At 41.0% G+C, this 24,971-nt stretch carries 19 protein-coding genes; 11 read left to right on the top strand and 8 right to left on the bottom strand.

Going from position 1 to position 24,971, the window contains the following annotated elements; translation table 11 throughout:
* Positions 1 to 23: 23 nt before the first annotated feature.
* From H6G08_RS02515 to H6G08_RS02505, 3 genes are all read right to left on the bottom strand, one after another.
* Positions 24 to 764 carry a DUF429 domain-containing protein gene (locus H6G08_RS02515; protein WP_190538716.1) on the bottom strand — a complete coding sequence of 247 codons (741 nt, stop codon included), beginning with the start codon at positions 762 to 764 and terminating at the stop codon, positions 24 to 26.
* A 311-nt stretch (positions 765 to 1,075) separates the two neighbouring features.
* Positions 1,076 to 2,026 (bottom strand): prolyl aminopeptidase, encoded by a 951-nt coding sequence (gene pip / locus H6G08_RS02510; protein WP_190538715.1) that lies wholly within the window; start codon positions 2,024 to 2,026, stop codon positions 1,076 to 1,078.
* Positions 2,027 to 2,186: 160 nt separating this feature from the next.
* On the bottom strand, positions 2,187 to 5,084 hold the full coding sequence (locus H6G08_RS02505; protein ID WP_190538714.1) for a S8 family serine peptidase: 2,898 nt from the start codon (positions 5,082 to 5,084) through the stop codon (positions 2,187 to 2,189).
* Positions 5,085 to 6,211: 1,127 nt separating this feature from the next.
* Here H6G08_RS02505 and trpS point away from each other — a divergent pair.
* Both trpS and H6G08_RS02495 read left to right on the top strand, forming a co-directional pair.
* On the top strand, positions 6,212 to 7,222 hold the full coding sequence (gene trpS, locus H6G08_RS02500; RefSeq protein ID WP_190538713.1) for a tryptophan--tRNA ligase: 1,011 nt from the start codon (positions 6,212 to 6,214) through the stop codon (positions 7,220 to 7,222).
* Between the two features lie 271 nt (positions 7,223 to 7,493).
* Positions 7,494 to 8,423, top strand: coding sequence for a methylenetetrahydrofolate reductase (locus H6G08_RS02495; protein ID WP_190538712.1), 930 nt, complete (start codon positions 7,494 to 7,496; stop codon positions 8,421 to 8,423).
* Between the two features lie 79 nt (positions 8,424 to 8,502).
* Here the strand turns inward: H6G08_RS02495 and H6G08_RS02490 are convergent, their stop codons facing one another.
* Positions 8,503 to 8,769: a hypothetical protein gene (locus H6G08_RS02490; RefSeq protein ID WP_190538711.1), complete on the bottom strand. Its 267-nt coding sequence runs from the start codon at positions 8,767 to 8,769 to the stop codon at positions 8,503 to 8,505.
* A 181-nt stretch (positions 8,770 to 8,950) separates the two neighbouring features.
* Here H6G08_RS02490 and H6G08_RS02485 point away from each other — a divergent pair, with 181 nt between their 5' ends.
* Together H6G08_RS02485 and H6G08_RS02480 are read left to right on the top strand one after the other, a co-directional pair.
* Entirely contained in the window at positions 8,951 to 10,219 is a 1,269-nt protein-coding gene (locus H6G08_RS02485; protein ID WP_190538710.1) for an ATP-binding protein, read from the top strand.
* A 70-nt stretch (positions 10,220 to 10,289) separates the two neighbouring features.
* Positions 10,290 to 12,317 carry a tetratricopeptide repeat protein gene (locus H6G08_RS02480; RefSeq protein ID WP_190538709.1) on the top strand — a complete coding sequence of 676 codons (2,028 nt, stop codon included), beginning with the start codon at positions 10,290 to 10,292 and terminating at the stop codon, positions 12,315 to 12,317.
* 110 nt (positions 12,318 to 12,427) lie between these two features.
* Here H6G08_RS02480 and H6G08_RS02475 read toward each other — a convergent pair whose 3' ends face one another.
* From H6G08_RS02475 to H6G08_RS02460, 4 genes are all read right to left on the bottom strand, one after another.
* Complete coding sequence (locus H6G08_RS02475) at positions 12,428 to 13,285, bottom strand: oxygenase MpaB family protein (RefSeq protein WP_190538708.1); 858 nt, start codon at positions 13,283 to 13,285, stop codon at positions 12,428 to 12,430.
* A gap of 272 nt (positions 13,286 to 13,557) precedes the next feature.
* On the bottom strand, positions 13,558 to 14,688 hold the full coding sequence (gene cupB / locus H6G08_RS02470; protein ID WP_190538707.1) for a CO2 hydration protein CupB: 1,131 nt from the start codon (positions 14,686 to 14,688) through the stop codon (positions 13,558 to 13,560).
* Between the two features lie 167 nt (positions 14,689 to 14,855).
* Complete coding sequence (locus H6G08_RS02465; protein ID WP_190538706.1) at positions 14,856 to 16,355, bottom strand: NADH-quinone oxidoreductase subunit M; 1,500 nt, start codon at positions 16,353 to 16,355, stop codon at positions 14,856 to 14,858.
* Positions 16,356 to 16,446: 91 nt separating this feature from the next.
* The gene (locus tag H6G08_RS02460; protein ID WP_190538705.1) at positions 16,447 to 18,303 is read right to left on the bottom strand and encodes an NAD(P)H-quinone oxidoreductase subunit F; all 1,857 of its coding nucleotides are present in this window, start codon (positions 18,301 to 18,303) and stop codon (positions 16,447 to 16,449) included.
* Positions 18,304 to 18,895: 592 nt separating this feature from the next.
* On the opposite strand from H6G08_RS02460, the gene H6G08_RS02455 reads away from it, so the two are divergent.
* The 7 genes from H6G08_RS02455 (at position 18,896) to H6G08_RS02425 (ending at position 24,860) form a co-directional block, all read left to right on the top strand.
* Complete coding sequence (locus tag H6G08_RS02455; RefSeq protein WP_009457333.1) at positions 18,896 to 19,204, top strand: carbon dioxide-concentrating mechanism protein CcmK; 309 nt, start codon at positions 18,896 to 18,898, stop codon at positions 19,202 to 19,204.
* 97 nt (positions 19,205 to 19,301) lie between these two features.
* A complete protein-coding gene (locus H6G08_RS02450) occupies positions 19,302 to 19,646 on the top strand; it encodes a carbon dioxide-concentrating mechanism protein CcmK (protein ID WP_010995041.1) in 345 nt (114 codons plus the stop codon).
* A 6-nt stretch (positions 19,647 to 19,652) separates the two neighbouring features.
* Positions 19,653 to 19,955 carry a beta-carboxysome shell vertex protein CcmL gene (gene ccmL, locus H6G08_RS02445; RefSeq protein WP_096644007.1) on the top strand — a complete coding sequence of 101 codons (303 nt, stop codon included), beginning with the start codon at positions 19,653 to 19,655 and terminating at the stop codon, positions 19,953 to 19,955.
* Positions 19,956 to 20,118: 163 nt separating this feature from the next.
* Positions 20,119 to 21,771 (top strand): beta-carboxysome scaffolding protein CcmM, encoded by a 1,653-nt coding sequence (gene ccmM, locus H6G08_RS02440; RefSeq protein ID WP_190538704.1) that lies wholly within the window; start codon positions 20,119 to 20,121, stop codon positions 21,769 to 21,771.
* Positions 21,772 to 21,915: 144 nt separating this feature from the next.
* A complete protein-coding gene (ccmN, locus tag H6G08_RS02435) occupies positions 21,916 to 22,704 on the top strand; it encodes a beta-carboxysome scaffolding protein CcmN (RefSeq protein WP_190538703.1) in 789 nt (262 codons plus the stop codon).
* A 131-nt stretch (positions 22,705 to 22,835) separates the two neighbouring features.
* Positions 22,836 to 23,609: a beta-carboxysome assembly protein CcmO gene (ccmO, locus tag H6G08_RS02430; RefSeq protein WP_096644010.1), complete on the top strand. Its 774-nt coding sequence runs from the start codon at positions 22,836 to 22,838 to the stop codon at positions 23,607 to 23,609.
* 285 nt (positions 23,610 to 23,894) lie between these two features.
* Positions 23,895 to 24,860 carry a LysR family transcriptional regulator gene (locus H6G08_RS02425; RefSeq protein ID WP_190538702.1) on the top strand — a complete coding sequence of 322 codons (966 nt, stop codon included), beginning with the start codon at positions 23,895 to 23,897 and terminating at the stop codon, positions 24,858 to 24,860.
* The last annotated feature ends 111 nt before the right edge of the window (positions 24,861 to 24,971 follow it).

Here is a 24,971-nt window from a genome sequence, read left to right as displayed (position 1 = left end):
ATTTTGGATTTTAGATTATTGATTCAAAATCTAAGATTTTTTGGGGTGACAATGTAACCAGTAGTGCGATCGCCTAATACTAAGTTACGTTGTTCGCCCCAATACCACCAGTGTGCAGCAACATAAGCGCAAATTAGGCTATCTAATTGGTCTTCAACAGCTTTAAGTGCTGCGCCTGTGTGGGGGATTTCGGAAATAAATGAACCGCAGAGGCGCAGGGAATGCAGAGGTGGTTGGAGAGTTGGTAAAATGTTGAGAATATGATTATAGAGTTTAGTGAGTTCTAAACGGCGATCGCTCAAGCGTCCTTTTTTATATTTAAGAATGCGTTCTAAATTGAATAAGTTGACGATTGCGGGATGGGGAAAGACTTCGATTTGATATCTACCGGGTTTTTGCGGTTCAATGGTAGGTGCGTGGATAAAGCCACGAGATTCTAATTCTAAACCAAAGTTGACAGTACGCTCGGCAAAAGCCAAACCCAAATTAGCCGGGTAGCATCCAGCGTGATATTTACCAAAGTATTTATGACTGAGTTTATCTGGTAGACGACTCCCCGTAGCGTTAGGAATGAGAGTAGGTGCGTCTACAGCAATTAACGCAGGTTCTTGTGGTTGTACGCAACTATCAATCCAAGTGAGAATATCTGCGATCGCTTCTTGGCGATCTAAATCTCTAATCTCTAATTGATTATCAATTAATTCTAAATAACATAGTCCACTGGGTTGGGATTTCCAGCCTAAATCAATACCCAAAAATTTCATTTTTATATATCCATTTGAACCAAGATTAATTTGTAGGGGCGGGGTTTCCCCCATACGTGTCAACTTAACGCGAAACCCCCATTCCATCTAGCTCCCATGCTCTGCGTGGGAGCGAAAATCTGTGGGCTGCTGCCTCAATTTATCAGCTTTCGAGGCAGAGCCTCGCAATACGCATTTCCAGCCGGAGGCTGGAAACGAGATAAAAGCTCGTGAGATAAGCGTTTGAGCTTAAGTTGACACCAATGGGTTTCCCCGCCCCTACAAATTAATCTGAAAATTGTACAGACGCGATGAATCGCGTCTCTAACAAATTACGAATTAAATGCAAACTTATTCGTCGCCGCAATTAACGCGCTGCGTATTCCCGGTTCACTCATCGAATGTCCCGCATCGGGAACTACAATAAATTCCGCTTCAGGCCAAGCCCGATGTAATTCCCAAGCTGATACCATCGGACAGACGACATCATAACGCCCCTGCACAATTACAGCCGGAATATGGCGAATTTTATCAACATTTAATAGTAACTGATTCTCCGCCTCTAAAAATCCATGATTAATAAAATAATGACATTCAATCCTAGCAAATGCTTCAGCAAAATCATTCTGACCAAAATTTTTCATCAAGTCAGTATCGGTAAATAATCTACTAGTACTAGCTTCCCAAATTGACCAAGCACGGGCGGCTTCTAATCTAATTTGTAAATCTGGGCTGGTTAAACGTTGATAATAAGCTGTGAGTAAATCATCCCGTTCTGCGGGGGGAATTGGTTTAAGATATTCTTCCCAAGCATCAGGAAAAATATAGCTAGCTCCCTCTTGATAAAACCAATGCAATTCTTTTTTACGTAGCATAAATATGCCGCGTAAAATTAATTCTGTACACCTTGCGGGATGGGTTTGACTATATGCTAAAGATAAAGTACTCCCCCAACTACCACCAAATACAGCCCACTTTTCGATTCCTAAATGTTCGCGGAGTTTTTCAATATCGCTGACTAAATCCGAAGTAGTATTTTCTCGTAATTCTGCATGGGGTTTGCTTTGACCGCAACCGCGTTGATCGAACATTACCAAGCGCCATTTTTGCGGATGAAAATATTGACGATAAAAAGGGGGACAACCACCACCAGGGCCGCCATGTAGTAATACTATTGGCTTTCCTTGGGGATTACCTGATTCTTCAAAATGAATTTTATGTAATTCAGATACCTGTAAATAGCCTTCATTGTAAGGTGCGATCGCGGGGTAAAGTTCGTACATTGGTAGGAATTAGGTGAAAATGGTCAATAGTCAATGGTCAATAGTCAATAGTCAATGGTCAATTGTTATGTATTATTTAACTTGAGACTATTGATTTTCATCTGTTGACCTTGGACTGTTGACTCTGGACTGTTGACTCTTAACTAACCTAATTTGCTTGCTAGATTATTGGAGACTCAATAATAATATCCGAACTGGCAATAAAGCCGGAATTAATGTTGAGAGTAGCAAACTGAGTTTCATTAAAGATTAAAGCACCTGTAGCTAAGTTATAGCTGAACTGGTTAAAACTAGTCGCGCCAAAAGTCTCATTTTTAATCACAATCTTATCTCCTTGTGAGGGAGAAAAGTCTGTAATGACATTAATTCCTTCTGAGACTAAGTTAAACACGAACCTATCAGCACCAGAACCACCAATGAGGGTATCCTGACCAGCACCGCCAATGAGGGTATCGTTACCGTTATTACCTGTAAGAACGTTATTGCCGTTATTACCTGTAAGGATATCGTTATTATTAGAACCTGCGATCGCCTCTATACTAGTTAGAGTATCACTGCCACCTTGTCCATCGCTTGCTCTGCCTGTTACCAAGTTAACATTAACAGCACTACTAGCACTTCTATAACTGACAGTATCGTAACCTTCTCCACCGTTGATGGTATCATTACCAGCGTAAGCCTCAATAGTGTCATTACCAGAGCTGCCTATGAGGATATCGGCAAAATTAGAACCTAATATAGCCTGAATATTACTTAAACTATCAGTACCACCTTGTCCATCGTTAGCTGTACCTGTGGTCAAATTAACGCTGACACCAGTAGTTGCATTTCTATAACTGACAGTATCGTTACCTGCACCACCGTTAATAGTATCATTGCCAGCCCCACCATTAAGGGTATCATTCCCCGCTCCGCCTGTGAGGATATCAGCAAAATTAGAGCCAATAACCGTCTCTATGCTAATTAAAGTATCATTGCTACCTTGTCCATCGCTAGCCGTACCCGCCCCCAAGTTGACATTGACACCAGCAGTTGCATTTCTATAACTAACAGTATCGTTACCACTACCACCATTGAGAATATCACTACCCAGCGCACCATTGAGGATATCGTTACCACTACCACCATTAAGGCTGTCATTGCCTAAGCCGCCAATCAGGCTATCATTACCAACATCACCAATGAGGTTATCGTCACCCGCTCCACCATCAAGGGTATCATTGCCATTTTCACCATAAAGGGAGTCATTGTCTTCACCCCCAAATATGACATCATTACCTTGTCCGCCATAAATGGTGTCTTTAGCAGAACCGATTACAGCAGTGGCTGAGTCACCAAATAGGCGATCGTTACCATCTCCGCCATTAATATTATCATCGCCCTCATCACCATAAATAGTGTCATTGCCAGCACCACCATTGAGGTTATCGTTACCAGCATCGCCATAGATGGAGTTATTACTAGCATTGCCAGAAATATTGTCAATGTTACTACCACCATAAGCTGTGTTTGTCGGCACTAGCTTAATGTAGTTAAGGTTGAAACCACCGGTGAGCATATCTAGACGCAGTTGATTAGTCCCTGCATTTAAACTCACTCCTTTGGCGATCGTCGCATCTATCCAAACATTATCGCCGCTAGTAGCATCAAAACTGATGATGCGTTCTTGATTGTTATTAAAAGTCGCTTTGATTTGTTGACCAAGACCAACAGGGGCAACTCGCAATGAAATGTTATAGAATTGATTATCACTGAGATTAAAAATATAATTCAGCCATTCCCCAGCTTGAATTCCAGTAACATCAAAGCCCCTACCATCAGTGCTATCTCGGATATCAACACTATAATCGCGGCGATATTTGTTATTTTTATCGCCAAGTGTGAAGTCTTGAGCGCTATTATAGTTCTCTGCTTGAATAACAATTTCTGAGCTAGTAGAGGTTGTATTGTTATTAGTACTATCAGTCTGGGGTTGAGTATTTCCTACAACCTGTTGATAAGCAGCCAGCACATTCAAACGACCGCCAGTATTGACTTTATCTTGCAAAGACTCTTTTTTATCAACTGTTGAGAGCAAGGCGTATCTCAGTTCTAAAAATGTGAGATTAGGGTTAGCAGCTAAAAGTAAAGCCGCAGCACCAGCTACCTGGGGAGCAGCCATTGATGTTCCATCCCATGCAGCATATTGATTATTGGGTAGGGTACTTTCAATATTTTTCCCAGGTGCTGCTAGGTCTACAGAATTTTTACCATAGTTAGAAGCATATTTACCGAAAATGGCTAGTTGATCTTTATCATCTGAAGCGGCAACAGTAATAATATTAGGTAGATCGAAGTTAGCAGGATAAACAGGCTCAATATCATTATCTTTACCATCATTACCTGCGGAGGCTATGACTAAAACGCCACGCTCGTAGGCATACTGGAGAACATCTTTTTCATCTTGATTTAAAGATTTGGAGCTGAAACTGAGGTTGATGACTTTTGCTCCATTCTCGATCGCATAATAGATACCGTAGGCTACGTTCCATAAATATTCTTTACTGTCGCTGTTACGGAAATGCTTCGTAACCATGATTGAAACATTCGGACTGACGCCTACTACTCCTAGACCATTATTGGCTACAGCACCTATGATACCGGCAACGTGAGTTCCATGACCGCGTTGAGAACTTTCGTTAATAGGCTTGTCCGGGATGGGATCTTTGTCTCCATCACCAAAGTCCCAACCATAAACATCATCAATATAGCCATTACCATCATCATCAATACCATTGTTATCTATTTCATCAGTATTCTTCCAGATGTTGCTAGCTAAGTCCTCGTGATTGTAGTCAACACCAGAATCTACAACAGCTACGATGACATCTTTACTACCTTGAGTATAATTAAATACTTCTGTTGCTCCAGTAATTTTTAAACCCCAAAGACTATCAAATTCAGGATCGTTGGTTTTTAACGCCGGTAATATTGAGTCGCTATTTGTCTCGGTTTGTTGGTCAGTTATTTGTGCTTCATCGGTCATAATTAACTGAGCATTGTCTGGAATTATTTCCATAAAAAACATCACCTAAAAAAAGATCAATCAATAACGAAAAAAGCCAACAAATTTTTCTCTAAAGATGAAAATCTGGGCTAGTATTTTTTACGATTAGGGAATAAGCAAAAAAGATTTATGTCATTCCTCAAACTTTGCCAAATATGGGGAATGCATCCTGATTGTTTAATTATTAGTTGTTAGTTTATCCAATATAGTTAGCAACCTGCAAATTATATTGCCACGCTTTTTGGATAATATTATGAAGTTTCGGTAAAGTTATTTATTTATCATGGTATTTGTATTATAAATCACATGTGTAAACAGATTTAGCTATGACAATAACTTATTATTAGGCAAAATAATGAAAAAATCTAGCTTGTAGATAACATAGCAATTCTAAATACTAGTATAAAAAATACAGTCAAAAAATGCGTATTCAGCATCAATGCATTAATATCGAGCGAATTGAAAGACTAGTTTATAGAAATTATTAAATTTGAATTAGTTGTTTTTTTGACAAAAAAGAAATAAGATTGCTAATTATAGCCAAAAAAGTATTAAAATCTGCAATAAATACAATCAATCAGCTTTTTGCTAGTCTTAGCCATTTAATTCACCTAAAATTGACTAATTTAGTACTGTGTTGCTACTGCAAACCCCGAGAAGTTGATGTTTTTTCTCTTAGAAAAAATAAAATACCTATTAACAATTAATACAAATTAGCCGAAATAATCCTCAAGTAAATTCTCTACCTAACGAATTAAAAAAGTAATTTCCCCGCTAAAATTGTCAATAGCACGCTGATTTATGCTGCATTATATCAGTGTTGTAAAAATCAAAAGTCAGGCGATCGCTCTTATCCTGAATAATCATTGCAGAGATAATTACAATATCGCAACAATCCCCATCGATATCTAAAGTAGATCTAGGGGCTAGGGGCTAGGGGCTAGGAAGGGGGACAAGGGAGACAATTGTACAGACGCGATTCATCGCGTCTCTAACAAATGCCCAATGCCCAATGCCCCATGCCCAATGCCCAATGCCCAATTCCCAATGCCCAATGCCCCTAGAAAATGTCAAAATTAAATGTGTTTTGTAATTGCCGCCTTGGATAGGGCGGATTTGAGATAACTAACTTGAAATTTATGGGCAAGCAGCGCGTTCTGTCGGGAGTTCAACCAACTGGAAATTTACATTTAGGCAACTACTTAGGAGCAATTCGTAACTGGGTGGAAGCCCAGAGTGATTACGACAATTATCTGTTTGTCGCTGATTTACACGCAATTACGGTGCCACATGACCCCAAAGAGTTGGCATCTAATACCTATAACCTCGTTGCTCTCTATTTAGCTTGTGGTCTAGATTTAAATTATTCCACCATTTTTGTACAATCTCACGTCTCGGCACACAGCGAACTTACCTGGTTGCTCAATTGCATTACTCCCCTTAACTGGCTGCAAGATATGATCCAGTTTAAAGAAAAAGCTGTGAAACAAGGGGAAAATGTCGGTGTCGGCTTATTGGATTACCCTGTGCTGATGTCGGCTGATATTCTGCTTTATCAGGCAGATTTTGTGCCAGTGGGTGAAGACCAAAAGCAACATTTAGAATTAACGCGAGATATCGTCAATCGATTTAATCATTTATTTGCGAAACCGGATCAACCAGTGCTAAAGCTACCAGCACCTTTGATTCGTAAGGAAGGCGCAAGGGTGATGAGTTTAACTGATGGTACGCGGAAAATGTCAAAATCCGATCCGTCAGAATTAAGCCGGATTAATTTGTTAGACACGCCAGAGCAAATTGCTAATAAAATTAAGCGTTGTAAAACCGATCCAATTCGGGGTTTAACTTTTGACGATCCAGAACGTCCTGAGTGTAATAACTTGTTAACCCTATATCTGCTGTTGTCTGGTAAAAACAAAGAAGATGTGGCAGCAGAATGTCAAGATATGGGTTGGGGACAATTCAAACCATTATTGACCGAAACTGCGATCGCAGCCTTGAAACCAATTCAAGAAAAATATCAGGCAATTATGGCAGATAAAGGTTATCTTGAGTCGGTATTGCGGGAAGGAAAGCAAAAAGCCGAAGCTGTTGCTAACCAAACTCTAGCAGAAGTTAAAGCTGCTTTAGGCTACACCATACCTCATTAAGGATTGCCTTGAGAGCCTGTTATGTAAAGTAAATATTAAGTTAGGAAGCCACTATTTTTAGTGGTTTCCCTGATTTTCAAAAGTAGCCTGGTGTTATGGCTATTCATAGGATTTGAGGCTTTGAGTGCATGAAAATTAGCTGTAAAGCACGAGATTTATAGATACGTTCAGCATTGCCATAACGCAACCAAGAATTTAAGGTTTACTTTATAAAACATCTCAATAGGGGTAAATTGATTTACCCTGAAAGAAACTGGAAATTCTGAATGTTATGTCTGATACTCAAAATCCGACAGTCTTGAATGGCTTTCGCCAAGCTGCACAAGCAGGCGAATTTTTAATTACTGCCGAGGTAGCACCACCTAAAGGCGGAAATCCAAAACACATGCTTGATATGGCGGCGACTCTTAAGGGGAGGGTTCATGCTGTCAATGTTACCGATGGTAGCCGAGCAGTATTGCGGATGTCTTCGTTGGTAGCTTCGGCAATTTTATTACAACATGGAATTGAACCGATTTGTCAGATGGCTTGCCGCGATCGCAATCGCATTGGTTTACAAGCAGACCTCATGGGTGCCCATGCTTTAGGTATCCATAATATATTAGCTTTAACAGGTGACCCAGTAAAAGCTGGCGATCACCCAGATGCTAAAGGCGTCTTTGATTTAGAAGCTATTCGTTTGCTGCAACTAATTCGCAAACTTAATCAAGGTATTGATGCTAACGAACAACCTTTAACTGATGGCGCACTCGATTTATTTGTAGGTGCAGCCGTCGATCCACAATGTGCGAGTTTATCAGGTTTACAAAGCCGCTTTGAACGCAAATTACAAGCAGGAGCGCAATTTTTTCAAAGTCAATTAATTACAGACTTTGATAGGTTAGAAAAGTTTATGTACAGCGTAGCTGCAGGCTGTAATAAACCAATTTTAGCCGGAATTTTTCTGTTAAAATCGGCAAAAAATGCCCAATTTATTAATAAGTGCGTTCCTGGGGTAAATATTCCCCAGCACATTATTGATAGGTTAGCTAAAGCCAAACACCCGCTAGAAGAAGGCGTAAAAATTGCTGCCGAACAAGTACAAATTGCCCAACAATTGTGTCAAGGCGTACACATGATGGCAGTAAAGCGAGAAGATTTAATTCCCCAAATTTTAGATTTAGCGGGAGTTAAGCCAGTTAATTTGGTATTAACTAAGTAAACAGCAAAGGCGATCGCATTTTTTAGCTAACTGTAAAGCGAGGAAGTGCGATCGCTCTTTTCCTCGCCCAATTGCTAAACTAAAAAACAACCCTTACCCCTGCAAAGGTAGTATTATGACCACAGGAAAGGGTTTTCAGCTTTGCAATAGCCGCTTCGGACAAGACAATAGCCACTTTGGATACTACAATAGCCGCTTTGGATACTACAATAGCCGCTTCGGATACTACAATAGCCGCTTCGGATACTACAATAGCCGCTTCGGACAAGACAATAGCCACTTCGGACAAGACAATAGCCGCTTCGGACAAGACAATAGCCACTTCGGCAATCGCAATAACTAACACCTAAGTAGCCCGAAGCTACGCTTTCCCACAGTGACAGTTTATGGGGTTGCTGATTATCGCGTGAGGAAGATGCGATACCTTCGGTGGGCTTCGCCAACGCGTCAACGAGTTAATAATGTAATTAAGCTGTCAGCGTTGACTGTTGACTGTTGACTGTTGACTATTGACCCCATTACATTAAATGTCACAAAATCCTTTCTATGTTGGTGGCCCGGTACCTCCAGATTACTTTTTCGGGCGTAATTCTGAAGTAAGAACCGCTTTCGATCAAATTTCTCGCCGCGCTCACCTGGCTATATATGGTAGTCCTGGTATGGGTAAGTCTTCCCTATTGAAATACTTAGCTTCACCTGTAGTTTGGCAAGCGCGGGGACGAGATGCAACTAAAGCATTCATCATTTCTATGAACTGTACGGGGATAAGTCCTTTTACTCCCTCTGGTTTCTGGCGTGAAATCCTCAGTTTGTTGCAAGATGAAGCTGAAGGTGACGAAGCACTGCAAACTGAGATTAAGCAGTTATTACAGGAAGACAAGGTAGAAAAAGGTGATTTACGGCGGATGCTGCGGAAAATTGGGCAGCGTGAAAAGTTCTTGTTACTGTTATTAGATGATTATGATGCAGCGCTTCACCCTAATGATCAATACACGGAAACGCAAATGCTCACTTTCTTGAGCGAGTTCCGCGATTTAGCAGTTCACAGTAATGAAGGTAAATATCTCTCAACTATTGTTACCACCTTTCGCCGCCTGAATGAACTAGGCCCAACAATTACCCCTGGTGGTTCACCTTGGTATAACCATTATCTTTTCCGCCTCCTGAGACCATTACCACCCAATGAAGTCAATGCTAGGCTGAACATACCCATTTCTAGTAACTTAAGAGCAGGGGTTTTAGATATCATAGATGGACATCCAGCACTACTGCAAAATGCTGGTTATCTACTCTATGACAGTATCCAAGCTGGACAAACTCCTAATTTGCAAACTTTTACCAGAGATTTTGAAAGCGCTACGGAGCAATATTTCCGCGATACCTGGAGATTTTCTACAGAAGAAGAACAGATTTTGTTAATGTTAATTGCACTGGTAAGGTTGCAAGGGCGTTTAAATAGAAACACGCGCTATGCTTTAGGGGATATTGATTTAGTTTTTAGTCAAAGAAGCCGAGAATTAATTGATTTAGAGGAAAGGGGTGTAATTCTGCGGACATTTGAAGAAGGTAAAAGCGTTTACGTTTTTAACTCATCGATGATGGAATGGTGGGTAATTCAAGAAATTTACCATACCAATGAAGCGCAACTAGAAGGAAGAGAGAAAGTATTTCTCAATTTGATGAGCCGAGAACAAGCGAATACAGTTAAAAAAGCGATCGCTTGGGTATGGCAACATCAAGATATAGTCCAGTCTTTAGTATGGATTGTGCGTAAACTGGGGGGTGACCCTACTTGAGAAGTAATTGTCACCTGCCTTATGCTTAAGTTACAGACTGATTACTTCCTCTGGGGAGGGTTTGGCGAGAATGGTGTCTGCAAGCGATTGGGAAGATAATCCTTACATTATTGGTCGCCCAATTTACGAACCAGAGTTATTTTTTGGCCGTGAAGATTTATTTAATTTTATCCAAGATAATCTGAATCAACAGGCACAAGTAATTTTACTCCACGGTCAGCGCCGAATTGGTAAATCTTCGATATTGTCACAAATTCCTAACTTCATCACTCTCGAAGAATTTTTATTTGTCCCTTTATCTTTGGAAGGTAAAAGTCAAAAATCTCTCAGTGAAGTTTTGCATGAGTTAGGTAGAGAAATTATTGATTTTCTCGAATTATCTCCAAGCCAAGTTTTGCTACCATCAAAAAGCGATTTAGCTGAAGATGCACAAATATTTTTCAACGACTTCTTACCGCAAATTTATCAACTAATAGCAGGTAAGAATTTAGTTCTATTACTAGATGAATTTGATGTTTTAGGCGACTCTGAAGAAAATTCGGCAATTTCTCATTTTTTCCCTTGTCTTCAGTCAATTGTTTATTGGCACAAGGAACTTTATATTATTCCCGTAGTGGGGCGACAATTATATGATATGCCTAATTTACTCAGTTTATTTAGGCAAGCTCCCCATAGAGAAATTGGCCTTTTAGATAGACACAGTGCAGAAAGATTAATTGTCAAACCTGCTGAGGGTATTTTGACATATCAAGCTGATGCAATTGATAGAATTTTAGAATTATCAGCAGGACATCCTTATTTTACACAAGTTATTTGTTTTGCCCTATTTTCTCAAGCTAGAGATGAGCAACGCTGGATAGTAAATCGCCAAGATGTAGATAATATTGTTGAGTCAGCGATTGAAATTGGCGAAGCTGGTTTAGCATGGTTCCGCGATGGCTTACCGATTGCAGAAAGAGTGGTGTTTTCCGCCGCAGCACAAGCGCAACAGCAAACAAATTCTGTAGTTAAAGGCGAACCTTTAACACAGCTTGTACAGTGTGGTGTGGTGTTAACTGAGCCATTTCATACCGCAGAAGAACGCTTGCTAGAATGGGGATTTTTTAAGCAATTAGGAACGTCTGGATTACCAGAATTATATTATTTAAATAATTACAAAGTTACTGTTGAATTAGTGCGGCGTTGGCTGATTAAACGGTATCCATTGCGCAGAGAAATTTGGGAATTAGCTAAACTTGATTCACCAAGCGATCGCATTTATCAACAAGCAACAAAATTATATCAAAATAATCATATTGAAAACGCGCTACAGCTATACGAACAAGTATTACAAATTAATCCCAATCACTTTGATGCACTATTTCGACTAGCGGAAGTTTGCATAGATGTGAAAGATTTTGACGCAGCTGTAGAACTTTATGCGAGAGCTTATAAAGTCGATCCAATCCGTAATAAAGAAGGATTTGTCCAAGCTTTGCTGAGTTATGGACAAGAATTAATGGAGCAAGATAGATTTGAAGCGGCTAAAGAACAATTCCGTCAAGCGTTAATTCTTCAGCCTGATAATATAGTAATTCAAGCAGCTTTAATTGCAGCGCAAGAAGAAACCAAAATTTCTCGCAGTGGTGAGAGATTTGTGATTACTAATGGTAAATATGTAGAAAAGGTAAGTGATGCCATAATTATTAGTCATCCAATTAATATTGGCGAACAAAGTATTCACATTAATCAAGGTATTGATTTAGGCGAAGTGACAGTTACCGATGCTACTTATTTATTGAGTAATAGTATTGCCCAATTGCAAACTTTAGATGCTCCAGAAGCTATTAGATTAGCAGATTTACTGCAACAATTGCAAACAGAAATTGTCACAAATATAGAGTTAGAACCGGAAGATAAAGCAGAGGCTTTAGAGCAGGTAATTGCGTTAGCTGAAGCGGGGAAATATCCAGAGGAAGGAAGAATGCGGCGGATAGCTAGAACTTCTCTGAAGATTTTGATAGGTACGCTTGCAGGTTTACCAAGTTCAGCGACTTTGGTAAGAACTGCTAATCAATTATTACCTGCGATATCTAAGTTATTAAATTTGAATTTGTAGTATTATAAGATTTTTTTCACGCATTCGACGGAGTCGTTCCCGCAGGGTAGGCGCAAAGACGCAAAGGAGAAGGGAAGATTTCTTGGCATTTTTTGTAAATTTACAAAGTTTTACTGTTTTTTATTGGGTTCTGGGCCTATATTAGCTATATCGTAACCATTGGGATAACTACGAATTGGATGATCGATAAAGAAATATGGCTGATTTCGTGATGGGAAGAGACGTAATAATCTCGCCCGAATTTTCAGGATATTTGCTAAAAGCGATCGCAAAAATGGGTGAGGATATTCAAACCCAAAAGCATCGAGCATGGTATCATCGAGTAAGGCATAAACCGCAGGCTTTAACGCAAAACTCATCCACCCCGGAAACCAACTCAAAAATAAATCGCGGGTGGCTTCGCCTACAAGTTTATTTGTATGTGAATAACGAAAGTTAGCTTTTTCGTAATCGCTGTTATAGCGTTCAAATTCTTCATAGGTTTCCGGAATATCTTGGATATGCATCCGCTTACCTACTTCCCGCCAGAAGTAAAAAGTTGCTAATTTTTCTTGTTCGCACATCAAGCGCCAACCAAAACTTGCATTCCAGCGAATTGGATCGTAAATAAAGGTAGAGAGTGCATATAAAAAATCGGCATTATCAATCTTAAAGCGTGAATGAATTGCATTCATTCTTTGCATCGCTTGTTTACCGCGATCGCTATCGTAACCCCACTTGGCTATTTCTCCGATAATTATGCCTGTATCATCGTAGCGTTTTTGTGGACGGTGATAGAATTGCCCTGTCTTATCCAATAGTTGCGAAATCTTAGGAATACAATAAGTTCGCATTAAAGCCACTTCCATTGCCCTTGTCATTTCCCAAGGAAATTCGTAACCGTACATTAAAGTATATATCTGGTGATGATCTTTCACAGGATCTAGCTGCTGAATCACATCGAGATATTTGTAGCGATTAAAAAGCATTGAAAATTATTCCTGCGCTCGATCATTAAAATTTCCCTGATTATACCAAATGTACTGTTTATAGCAGCAGGCAGATGGCAGATGGCAGGAGGCAGAAGGTAAAACTATTGCTATTCCTAGTATTTACACTTTCAAGATATCCAAACCTATGTGACTACAGCTATAAAAGCAGGTTTCCCCCAACCTCTACTAAGCTTTTAATTGAGTTAGCCTAACCGTAGTCAAAGGCTAACTTGCACCTTTTTTACTATTAACAGTCAACACGTAATAGCTTATTGATTAACATCTAACAAGCGAGAAGTTTGGAAACGTTCCATCCACTTTTCCAAATATACTTGATTGGCTTTTTGTTCCGATGGCTCTTCACTATCTAAAGGATAAGGCATCAATCCTAAAATCGCGGCTGTGGTTACACAAAACATCGATTTTTGGAAAGTTATACATATTTGCACTCGCAAATCATCTTCACCGCGAGGACTGCGACGATACAATTCATGCAAATATTCTGGTAAATAATGCCGCATATCTTGCATTAATAAAGTAGGCGGAATCCCAGCGCTACCAATTGGTAACGGATCGGCATATAATGCACCATATTGAAAGCGCGCTTGATCTGGGGGAATTTGATATGCTTGGGCGTTGTATGTAACTGTTCCAGAGAAAGGTGTTCCCCGGAAGAAAACAGCTTCAACATAAGGGATAGCGGTGTCTGCTAAAAAGGTTAAACCTTCCTTTTTCGGCAGCAATTCGTAAACTTTACCATCAATTTTGACTGCATAAGTAATTGGTCTAGTTGCATCTGCAACCAAACCTGCTTTAATATGTTCTACAACTTGGGGAATTGTCTTAATTTCGCCTCGGTCATAACGGTCTGATAGATTTAAGAAGATATCAGCCATGACGCGCCAAAATTGCCCCAAACCACTGTAGTATGCAGAGACTCGCAACTGTTCAATTAAAAAGTCAGGAAACAGTTGATTGATTCCTAAAACGAAGGGATTATTTTTAAATTTAGCCGTAATTACAGCTTGGGCTGTTTGTTGAAATTCCTTGGTATCCAAATATTTATCTAGTCCACCGCCACCATGCCACATCATGGACTTCATACAATATTCAGCATACTCAAAATTAATGCGATCGTGCCACCAATGCCGGAATAATTTCTGCCAAGAAAATTCGCCATTGAAGTATTTAAAAAAGGGAAAAAACACGAGAAATTGATGATCGGCAATATATATCAGATTTTTTGAATATTCATCTAAAACCACGCCATAACTTTTGAGGATTCCAACTACTTCTAAAACATTCTCTGGACTGTCAGCAAGTAGTGCTTCTCCTGTTTGTAGGCGCTTTATATATTCAGCTAGGGGGTTGTTATAGGGTTTGTTTTGAATAGTTACCATGATGTTTGCTCCAAAAAAGTAAAACTGTTATTTAGTCATTAGCGATTTGTTATGAAAAAAATGAAATTAAAGATTTTTTATCAAGGTTTCATTATTTATTATTGACCAAATTGACGATTGGGTTTGTAGTATTGCATTATCGTTACTACAAACCCAATCGCTGTATTTTAATTTTTGTTTGCTCGATCCAAGGCTACTGTGGTTACAGAATTTTGTGGATTCACCATTGCAGTGATTGTTGGTTCACTCCAGCGCGCTAACCAAGCTGGTTGGATACCAAAAACCACAATTACCACAGCTAGAACTATCGATGGTAGGCGATCGCTCCAATACACCCGTGGTAAATTGATAACCTGGGCAGATAAGCGCCCAAAAAAGGCTTGATTGACGAGAATTAAGAAGTAAACTGCTGTTAAACCCGTGCCAATCATACATAACAAGGTTTGCACCGGGTAAACTGGGAAACTACCGCGAAATATGACAAATTCGGAAATAAATCCAATCATTCCCGGTATCCCCGCGCTAGCCATGACACCTAACACCATTAAACTACCAATCAGAGGCATACCTCTTTCTGGATTTAGCAGTCCCCGGATGACATCTAGGTTGCGACTACCTGCTTTTTTATACACAACTCCTACGAGTAAAAACAGAAGTGCAGAAATCAACCCGTGGCTGACCATCTGCATCACAGTGCCTAAAGTGCTTAATTGTGTAGCCGAAGATGCGCCTAAGAGGATATAGCCCATGTGTCCAATGGAACTATAAGCCACCATTTTTTTCATATCTTTTTGGGCGATCGCGCAAGATGCACCATACAGTACACTGACTACAGCCCAGCTTGCTAACCAGGGAGCTAAATAACTCCAAGCTTCTGGTAACAAGTTCATGCCAAAGCGCAATAAGCCATAAGTTCCCAATTTCAACAATACCCCAGCCAGTAGCACCGAAATTGGTGTAGAAGCTTCAACGTGGGCATCTGGTAACCATGTATGAAAGGGAACCAGAGGAATCTTAATCCCAAAACCAACTAAAAGTCCGCCTAATAATAACAGTTGCGTTGCTAATGGTAGGGTCTTGGCATTCAAAGAAGCCAGAGCAAAGTTAGTAGCACCACTCAGCCAAACTAAACCGAGGAAACTCGCTAAAATCAAAATCCCGGAAATTGCTGTATAAATCAGGAATTTAGTAGCCGCATAACCCCGCTTTTCTCCACCCCAAATAGCAATCAACAGATACAGGGGTATAAGTTCAACTTCGTAAAACAGGAAAAATAGCAGTAAATCCTGAGCAAGAAACGCACCAGTTACCCCAGCACTTAACAGCAATATCAACGAGTAATACAATCTTGGACGTTGCAGAGATTCATCGCTGCTGTAGATGGCAATGCAAGTTAACAACCCGTTTAACACTAGCAACGGCAAGGATAGACCATCTACGCCCAGATTGTAATTTAAACCTAAAGCATCTACCCAAGGTAGGAATTCTACAAACTGTTGATTAACTAGCCCTGGATTAAATTGAACTGCTAAAATTATCGACCACACAAAAGCGATAATCGCAGATAGCAGCGCTAGCCCACGGGATACTTTACCATTCATCCCCGGCGGCCAAAAACCGATTATAGCCGCACCCAATAAGGGTACTAAAATCAACGCACTCAGCATACAAAGAACTACTTAAGGATATGGTGAAGGGAAAAAGGACAAGGGAGACAATTGTACAGACGCGATTCATCGCGTCTCTAATGACCATTGACTAAAAAGGTAACTTATCCAGTAGTCCTAATGACCAGCTAATGAAAAAACCCAGGATGCTGACGACGAAGAGAATGGTCAACATATAACCTTGGGATTGTCCAGAAATGCTATACTTTAAACCTTGTCCGCTCAGGATAGCAGCAAATCCCACCAAATTGACTACGCCATCGATTAAATAGCGATCGCTCCAAGCGGAAATCTTCGATAGTATGGCTACAGCACTGACTATGGTCACTTTATACACTTGGTCAATGTAAAAGTCATAACCTAACAAGTCCTGGATAAATCTCCATGCCAAAATTCTCGACCTCGACCATGCTTTATCTAAATACATCGTCGCGCCGATAGCTACACCTAGCAGGGTTGAAGAGACTAACATTCCCACTACGTACCAATTCACACTTTCCCAATCTGGTAGTAAGTACCATTGCTGCAACATTACAGGTAGTAACAGTGTGAGGATGGTTAAAGTTACCATCGGGAAAGCCATCTGCCAACCGACTTCTGGCGCGCGGCGGGTTTTTTGTTGCGGTTTATCCCAAAAGATATATCTAAATACCCTGGTTAAATTTAACGCTGTCAATCCATTGACGATGACTAAAACCCCAATCACCCAAGGGCTAATACTGACAAAGCCATCAGCCCAAGCTAGCATTGCCCAAAAGCTACCCAGTGGTAATAAGGTTACCATCCCCGCCGAACCAACAACAAAGGCCGTGGTTGTAGCTGGCATCCGCGACCACAAACCGCCCATTTCTGTTAAATTTTGAGTGTGGGTGGTAGAAATAATCGAACCCGAACTCATAAATAATAGAGCTTTTGCGATCGCATGAGTTAACAGCAACATCAAAGCCACACCGCCTTGCTGTAACCCCATTGCCAAAAATACCAAGCCCATGTATGCACTGGTAGAATGAGATAGTGCCCGCTTAATATCAATTTGCGCTAAGGAAACTAAAGTCGCCCCAATTGCTGTCACCGTACCCATAATTACCAAGGCATTTAAAGCCACAGGAGAAAGGAACAGCAAAGGCTGCATTTTATACAGCACGTAAGCCCCACCTGCTACTACCAATGAGTTCCGCAGTACAGAAGCTGGGTTCGGCCCTTCCATTGCTTCGTCTAACCACAAATGTAGGGGAAATTGGGCACATTTACCCGCAGGCCCGGCAATTAACGCCAATCCCAACAAAGCCGAAGTCACTGGATCTAAGGTAGCTGTTTGCGCCCATTCATATAAATCAGAAAAGTTCAAACTCCCTGCTAAACAAGAAAGGGTCACTACTCCCATTAGCAGTAACAAATCTCCTACCCGTTTTGTCCAAAATGCATCTCGCGCGGCTGTCACTACTAAAGGCTGGGCGTACCAAAATCCTACCAGCAAATATGTAGACAAAGTCAGAACTTCTAACAGCGCATAGCTGAGAAATAATGAATCGCTGATGGCTAAACCACTCAGTGCGGCTTCAAAAAGTCCGAATAGCCCAAAAAACCGCGCCAAGGCCCAGTCTTTTTCCATGTAGCCTAGAGCATAAGTTTGGGCTAAAAAACTTAACCCGGTAATTAAAACCGTCGCCCCAATACTTACAGGGGAAATGTCTAAGGCAAAGGATAAATCTAAATCTGCGACTTGGAACCAGTGAAAAATTACAGTTTCTGGTTCTTTATCCCAAATATTTTGAAATATCAACAGACTATGGACAAATGCCACAATAGTTGTCAACAAATTGAGGTATGCTGCTGGTCTTGGCCCTGTTTGGCGAATAATTCCTATTGCCCAAGGCAAAGTCAAAATAGCACCTATTAAACCATAAAAAGGCACAAACCAACTCGTAATGTAGAGAAAATGATCCATTTAAATTTCCTTTGACGACTCAGTATGGAATGCCTCGTTTTAAAACAACTTTTCTGAAATATATTTTCTCTAATTAGCTTGACATGAGACAGGTAGTAAAATTGGAATCTAACAGAATAAAATTATTTAATTCCGTAACTACAGTTTAGTTGTAGCCTGAGAATTCCTACTTATACATTGCCAATTTATAGCTGGTATTATAAAAACTTATATAACTTTTAGCCGATGCTTGGATAAATCAAGATAAAAGCGGGAAAGACGGTTCAGATAAACCATCTAGACTGCCGTAGCCACTCTTGATTAGAAATTACAAACTTTATTAATCTAAGTTTGACAAATGTAATTAAAAAATTATAAAGCTGAATTGGCCGCTCTAGCAATCCGTGAAATTTCATTAACAAAATGACAGCATTAATTTTTGTTAAGTTTTCTTAAACGATTTTATTATAAACTATTATAGTGATTTATATTGCCAGGAACGCCAAGCTTTCCTATGCTTAATTTGGAAGTGTTTTCTTAGCTCAAGATGAGCTTCCCCGTCAAAAATTTCAAAGCACAGTACCGATCGGATTAATTTTGTAGGAGTTCTGCGATGCCAATTGCAGTTGGAATGATTGAGACTAAAGGCTTCCCCGCAGTAGTAGAAGCTGCTGATGCGATGGTGAAAGCCGCTCGTGTAACATTAGTAGGATATGAAAAAATTGGTAGCGCACGAGTCACAGTAATTGTGCGAGGGGATGTATCAGAAGTCCAAGCCTCAGTAGCAGCTGGGGTAGAAGCAGCCAGAAGAGTTAACGGTGGTGAGGTAGTATCAACCCACATCATTGCCCGGCCTCATGAAAACCTGGAATACGTCTTACCAATTCGGTATACAGAAGCTGTAGAACAGTTCCGCACGTAAAAAACCCATTACAACCATAGATAATTGATTAACGGGGTTGCCTTCTTGAGTGCTTGTGTTGTCCAGAGTTAAAAACTGTCATTAAGGATTAAAACTAATGTCGATTGCAGTAGGAATGGTAGAAACGCTAGGCTTTCCCGCAGTAGTAGAAGCAGCAGACGCGATGGTGAAAGCGGCTCGCGTCACCTTAGTAGGCTATGAAAAAATTGGTAGCGGTCGAGTTACCGTCATCGTTCGGGGAGATGTATCCGAAGTCCAAGCCTCAGTAGCAGCTGGGGTGGAATCAGTAAAGCGCGTTAACGGCGGACAAGTTCTATCTACCCACATCATTGCCCGTCCTCATGAAAACTTAGAATACGTCCTGCCAATTCGTTATACAGAAGATGTAGAACAATTCCGGGAAAATGTAAACGCCATTCGTCCTTTCGGCAGAAGACCATAACTTGTAATGCAAATTGCTAAAGTTCGTGGAACAGTAGTTAGCACGCAAAAAGAGCCAAGTCTTCGAGGTGTGAAACTACTGTTGTTGCAATTAGTAGATGAAGAAGGGAACCTCCTGCCAAAGTACGAAGTAGCAGCAGATATTGTCGGCGCAGGAGTAGATGAGTGGGTACTTTTCAGTCGTGGTAGTGCGGCTCGTCAAGTTCCTGGTAACGAACATCGGCCGTTAGATGCTGCGGTAGTGGCGATAATTGATACTATTCATGTTGAAGATCGTCTCATTTACAGCAAAAAAGACCAATATAGATAGTCATTGGTCATTAGTCATTGGTCATTAGTCATTGGTCATTAGTCATTGGTCATTAGTCAACAAACAAATGACAAACAACAAAAGACAAATGACAACTGACAACTGACAATTGACGACTGACAACTGACAACTGACAATTGACAAATTTAGGAGGAATCTCGCGATGGCAGTCAGCAGCACGGTGGCACCCCCAACCCCGTGGTCGAGGAACTTAGCTGAGCCAACAATCCATGACAGCTCATTTGTACATTCGTTTTCCAAAGTGATTGGAGACGTGCGCATAGGTGCAAATGTCATCGTTGCTCCGGGGACTTCGATTAGAGCGGATGAAGGTACACCTTTTTTCATTGGTGAAAATACTAATATTCAAGATGGTGTAGTAATTCATGGGTTGGAGCAAGGCCGAGTAATTGGTGATGACCAAGCAGAATACTCGGTCTGGATTGGAAAAAATGCTTCCATTACCCATATGGCCTTAATTCACGGGCCAGCTTATGTTGGGGATAATTCCTTTATTGGCTTTCGCTCTACAGTATTTAATGCCAGGGTGGGTGCAGGCTGCATCGTCATGATGCACGCTTTAATTCAAGATGTCGAAATTCCCCCTGGTAAATACGTACCTTCAGGAGCGATTATTACCAATCAGCAACAAGCCGATCGCTTACCTGATGTGCAAGCGCGAGATCAGGAATTTACCCATCACGTAGTGGGCATTAATCAAGCACTACGGGCTGGCTATCTGTGTGTGGCGGATAGTAAATGTATTGCGCCCATTCGGGACGAAATAAAAAAATCTTCTACAAGAAATGGCATTACTGTTTTAGAGCTGGAAAGGAGTAGTGAAGTGGCAAGCGGAAGTTTGAGTGCAGAAACAATAGAGCAATTACGCTATTTGTTACAGCAAGGGTATAGAATTGGCACGGAACATGTAGATCAAAGAAGATTCCGCACAGGTTCTTGGACTAGTTGTCAGCCGATTGATGCGAGATCTTTGGGAGAAGCGATCGCAGCTTTAGAAGGTTGTCTAGCAGATCACGCAGGCGAGTATGTACGCTTATTCGGTATCGACAACGGTAGACGCCGCGTATTAGAAACTATTATCCAACGTCCCGATGGCACTGTTGCCGCACCAGCTACCTTTAAAGCTCCTGCTGCTCAATCTAATGGTAGCTACAAAGCTAGTACTAACGGTCATGGCGCTAGCAATGGACGCATCAGTGCCGAAACCGTAGAACAAATTAGCCAACTGTTGGCAGGCGGTTACAAAATCGGTACAGAACATGTAGACGAGCGTCGTTTCCGCACAGGTTCTTGGCAAAGCTGTCAGCCAATTAACTCTATCTCCACCAATGAAGTTATTGCAGCACTAGAAGACTGCATCAATAACCATCAAGGTGAGTATGTACGTTTAATTGGTATTGATACCAAAGCCAAGCGTCGGGTATTAGAAAGCATTATCCAACGTCCCAATGGCCCTGCTCAACCAGCTAGCAGCCAGAAATCCTCCTTTAGCGGTGGCGCAACAGCTACAGCTACAGCACCTGCAACTAGCACCCGCTTAAGTGGAGAAGTAGTAGAGCAGTTGCGGCAATTAATAGCAGCTGGGAATAAAATTAGCATTGAACATGTAGACCAAAGACGCTTCCGCACTGGTTCCTGGACAAGTACCGGCACAATTCAAGCTAATTCTGAAAGAGAAGCGATCGCTGCCATAGAAGCGAACCTGGCAGAATACGCCGGTGAATATGTGCGTCTGATTGGTATCGATCCTAAAGCTAAACGTCGGGTACTAGAGACTATTATTCAACGCCCATAGATAGTATGGAAGTAGAAAGTATAAAGGATGAAGTATAAAATGTGATTTTTCATCCAAGCCTGCGGCAAGCCACATTTTCATTGTCTGCATCCTTTATATCTTCCTCAATTTCTCATTTTTCCGGCTTCCGAGGTGACAATTTCCATGTCTGTGCCGCCACTGCGCCTCAGCAATAACTTTGACTCTTATATTAGTGGCGAGGTGACTATTCATCCTAGTGCAGTACTCGCACCAGGGGTGATACTCCAAGCGGCTGCAAACAGCAAAATCATCATTGGCCCAGGAGTCTGTATTGGTATGGGTTCGATTCTGCAAATTCATGAAGGAACCCTAGAAATAGAAGCAGGAGTAAACTTGGGAGCCGGTTTTCTCATGGTTGGTCAAGGTACAATCGGTACAAATGCTTGTATTGGTTCCGCTACCACAGTGTTTCACTGTTCAGTTGCACCGGGACAAGTAATTCCCCCTGGTTCAATTTTGGGAGACTCTAGCCGACAAATTGAAGCGAAAAAACCGGAACCAGCAGCAATTAATGCTTCTAGCAATACCCAGACGATAAAAGAACAAAGGACTTTAATTGGCAGGCAAAGAGACAAGAGTAAAAGTAGTAATGGGGAAAAAACGACTTCCTCTACTACTATCTCTGGGGGATTTTTCCTAGAATTACAACATCAATCTAGTTCAGAATCTCAGCCTGCGACTCCAGAGGTAAATGAATCTCCGGCTGTAGAAGAAACCCCGTCTTTGGGTGCTTCTAATTTAGAACCTGCTGCAGTAGAATCTTCAGAATCTAATGAACCTGCTACTAGCGAATCAGCCAACAGTTTTGGCACACAAATTTATGGTACAGGTAGCATTCAAAGGTTATTAGTGACATTATTTCCCCATAGACAATCTCTAAATGAACCCATCTCTGACGATCGGTCTGAATAAGTGTTAATTGTAAGATGTCATCTGATGTATGAAGGATGAAGGATGAAATTATAGCTAATTTAAGAATTTAATATTCATTATGCTTTCATCCTTGAACCTTTATTCTTTCTGTGAGTATCCGGAGACTTCACATGGAAACATCTAATCAAAGAGCTATTAGCACTGTTCAAGCTGCACGTCGGCGAGATAACCTCAAAGACACCGCTTTGGGTATGGTATCTACCCTAAGTTTTCCCGCAATTGTAGGGACTGCGGATATGATGCTAAAATCCGCAGGGGTACATTTAGTTGGCTATGAAAAAATTGGTGGCGGTCATTGCACAGCCATTATTCGTGGTGGGATCGCTGATGTGCGTTTGGCTGTAGAAGCTGGCGTGCAAACTGCAGAACAATTTGGTCAATTGGTATCTAGCTTAGTTATTCCCCGTCCTTACCCTAATTTAGATATAGTGTTACCCATTACCACTACTCTCAGTAAAATTATGGAGGACGGCAGTTATAGCCGTTTGAGTAATCAAGCCGTTGGTTTGGTGGAAACGCGGGGATTTCCGGCGATGGTAGGAGCCTGCGATGCCATGCTGAAATCAGCTGATGTGCATTTAGCAGCTTATGAAAAAATTGGTGCGGGTTTGTGTACAGCCATTATTCGTGGTTCTGTAGCTAATGTTGCCGTTGCCGTAGAAGCTGGAATGTATGAGGCAGAAAGAATTGGAGAGTTGAACGCTGTAATGGTGATTCCTAGACCATTGGATGAATTAGAACAGACTCTACCACTGGCAAGTTGCTGGATAGAAAAACGTCAACCAATCAACATCCCTGTGAATATTCGAGAGCAAGTTGCGGAACTTGAAACGCTTGAGTTACCAGATTTAGCACAGTTACCCGTCAAGGTTTTGGAAGAATGATGAATGGTGAATGATGAATTAGGAATAATGGATCGTAGGCAATCCGCATTCAGGATTCAATATTCAGCATTCATCTGGAGCTGGAAGGCATCTTACGCTTTGCTTTGTTGTTTTGATAATAACCGTTCCCCCCTATAAGGAAAAGATCTAAGTCGTAATAGGGTTCATAGAGTAATATCTATACTTATGAATCAGAACTTTTGTATGACCAATGCTATCGCGAATGCAAGTGTTCAGTGATACTAGATTTATGTCTAAAGTATCGCTCTTAGAGGAGAATCACCCTTGAACCAAGCGACGCTACACCAGTTGAAGGTGTTCGAGGCGGCAGCACGTCACGGTAGCTTTACTCGTGCTGCTGAGGAATTGTTCCTCACTCAGCCTACCGTTTCCATGCAGATCAAGCAATTAACAAAATCGGTCGGTTTGCCTTTATTTGAGCAGGTTGGTAAGCGCCTATATTTAACAGAAGCAGGACGCGAGTTGTTTGCTACTTGTCGGCAAATTTTTGACACCATAGCCCAATTTGAAATGAAAGTAGCCGATTTGAAAGGGCTAAAACAGGGTCAATTAAAATTAGCCGTAATTACAACCGCAAAATATTTTGTGCCGCGTTTATTGGGGCCATTTTGTCAACTTTATCCAGGCATAGATATTTCCCTGCAAGTCACAAACCACGAACGGATTTTAGAAAGAATGGTGAATAATCTGGACGACTTGTATATTATGAGCCAAGTCCCAGAAAATATTGATGTGAATTGTCAGCCATTTTTAGATAATCCTCTGGTTGTATTTGCACCAGTGAATCATCCATTGGCGAAGGAGACAAATATTCCCATTCAGCGTCTGGCGCAAGAACCTTTTATTATGCGAGAACCTGGTTCAGGTACTCGTCGGGCTGTCCAAAGCCTGTTTGACGAACATGAAGTAGCCGTAAATGTGAAATTAGAATTGGGGAGTAATGAGGCAATTAAACAAGCGATCGCAGGCGGTTTAGGAATTTCTGTATTATCTCGTCATACTTTAATTGCTGAATCTTCTGAATTAAGTATTTTGGATGTACAGCACTTTCCGATTAAGCGTACTTGGTACATGGTTTACCCTTCTGGTAAACAGTTATCAATTGTCGCTCGTACCTATTATGATTACTTGATTAATGCAGCCAAGAACTTTATCGAGCAAAATACGTCTTTTTCTTGGGGTACTTTTGAGCAATTCCAGAATGAAAAGGAGTTAGAGGCTAGGGGTTAGGGGTTAGGGGCTAGGGGAATAAATTCAAAATTCAAAATTCAAAATTCAAAATTGAGAACTGTTTTTGTCCCAATGCCCCATGCCCCATGCTCCATGCCCAATGCCCAATAT

It is taken from the genome of Calothrix anomala FACHB-343, from assembly GCF_014696435.1.
Taxonomy (GTDB): Bacteria; Cyanobacteriota; Cyanobacteriia; order Cyanobacteriales; family Nostocaceae; genus Aulosira; species Aulosira anomala_A.
Note: the sequence above shows the minus strand (reverse complement) of the source record. Positions and strands in the feature narration are given on the sequence as shown.

Coding starts and splice junctions, on each gene's coding strand:
- ccmL (WP_096644007.1), top strand. CDS start 19,653: ATGCAAATTGCTAAAGTTCGTGGAACAGTAGTTAGCACGCAAAAAGAG.
- ccmN (WP_190538703.1), top strand. CDS start 21,916: ATGTCTGTGCCGCCACTGCGCCTCAGCAATAACTTTGACTCTTATATT.
- H6G08_RS02485 (WP_190538710.1), top strand. CDS start 8,951: ATGTCACAAAATCCTTTCTATGTTGGTGGCCCGGTACCTCCAGATTAC.
- H6G08_RS02505 (WP_190538714.1), bottom strand. CDS start 5,084: ATGGAAATAATTCCAGACAATGCTCAGTTAATTATGACCGATGAAGCA.
- H6G08_RS02465 (WP_190538706.1), bottom strand. CDS start 16,355: ATGCTGAGTGCGTTGATTTTAGTACCCTTATTGGGTGCGGCTATAATC.
- H6G08_RS02495 (WP_190538712.1), top strand. CDS start 7,494: ATGTCTGATACTCAAAATCCGACAGTCTTGAATGGCTTTCGCCAAGCT.
- H6G08_RS02455 (WP_009457333.1), top strand. CDS start 18,896: ATGCCAATTGCAGTTGGAATGATTGAGACTAAAGGCTTCCCCGCAGTA.
- ccmO (WP_096644010.1), top strand. CDS start 22,836: ATGGAAACATCTAATCAAAGAGCTATTAGCACTGTTCAAGCTGCACGT.
- ccmM (WP_190538704.1), top strand. CDS start 20,119: ATGGCAGTCAGCAGCACGGTGGCACCCCCAACCCCGTGGTCGAGGAAC.
- H6G08_RS02480 (WP_190538709.1), top strand. CDS start 10,290: ATGGTGTCTGCAAGCGATTGGGAAGATAATCCTTACATTATTGGTCGC.
- H6G08_RS02475 (WP_190538708.1), bottom strand. CDS start 13,285: ATGCTTTTTAATCGCTACAAATATCTCGATGTGATTCAGCAGCTAGAT.
- H6G08_RS02515 (WP_190538716.1), bottom strand. CDS start 764: ATGAAATTTTTGGGTATTGATTTAGGCTGGAAATCCCAACCCAGTGGA.
- pip (WP_190538715.1), bottom strand. CDS start 2,026: ATGTACGAACTTTACCCCGCGATCGCACCTTACAATGAAGGCTATTTA.
- trpS (WP_190538713.1), top strand. CDS start 6,212: ATGGGCAAGCAGCGCGTTCTGTCGGGAGTTCAACCAACTGGAAATTTA.
- cupB (WP_190538707.1), bottom strand. CDS start 14,688: ATGGTAACTATTCAAAACAAACCCTATAACAACCCCCTAGCTGAATAT.
- H6G08_RS02450 (WP_010995041.1), top strand. CDS start 19,302: ATGTCGATTGCAGTAGGAATGGTAGAAACGCTAGGCTTTCCCGCAGTA.
- H6G08_RS02460 (WP_190538705.1), bottom strand. CDS start 18,303: ATGGATCATTTTCTCTACATTACGAGTTGGTTTGTGCCTTTTTATGGT.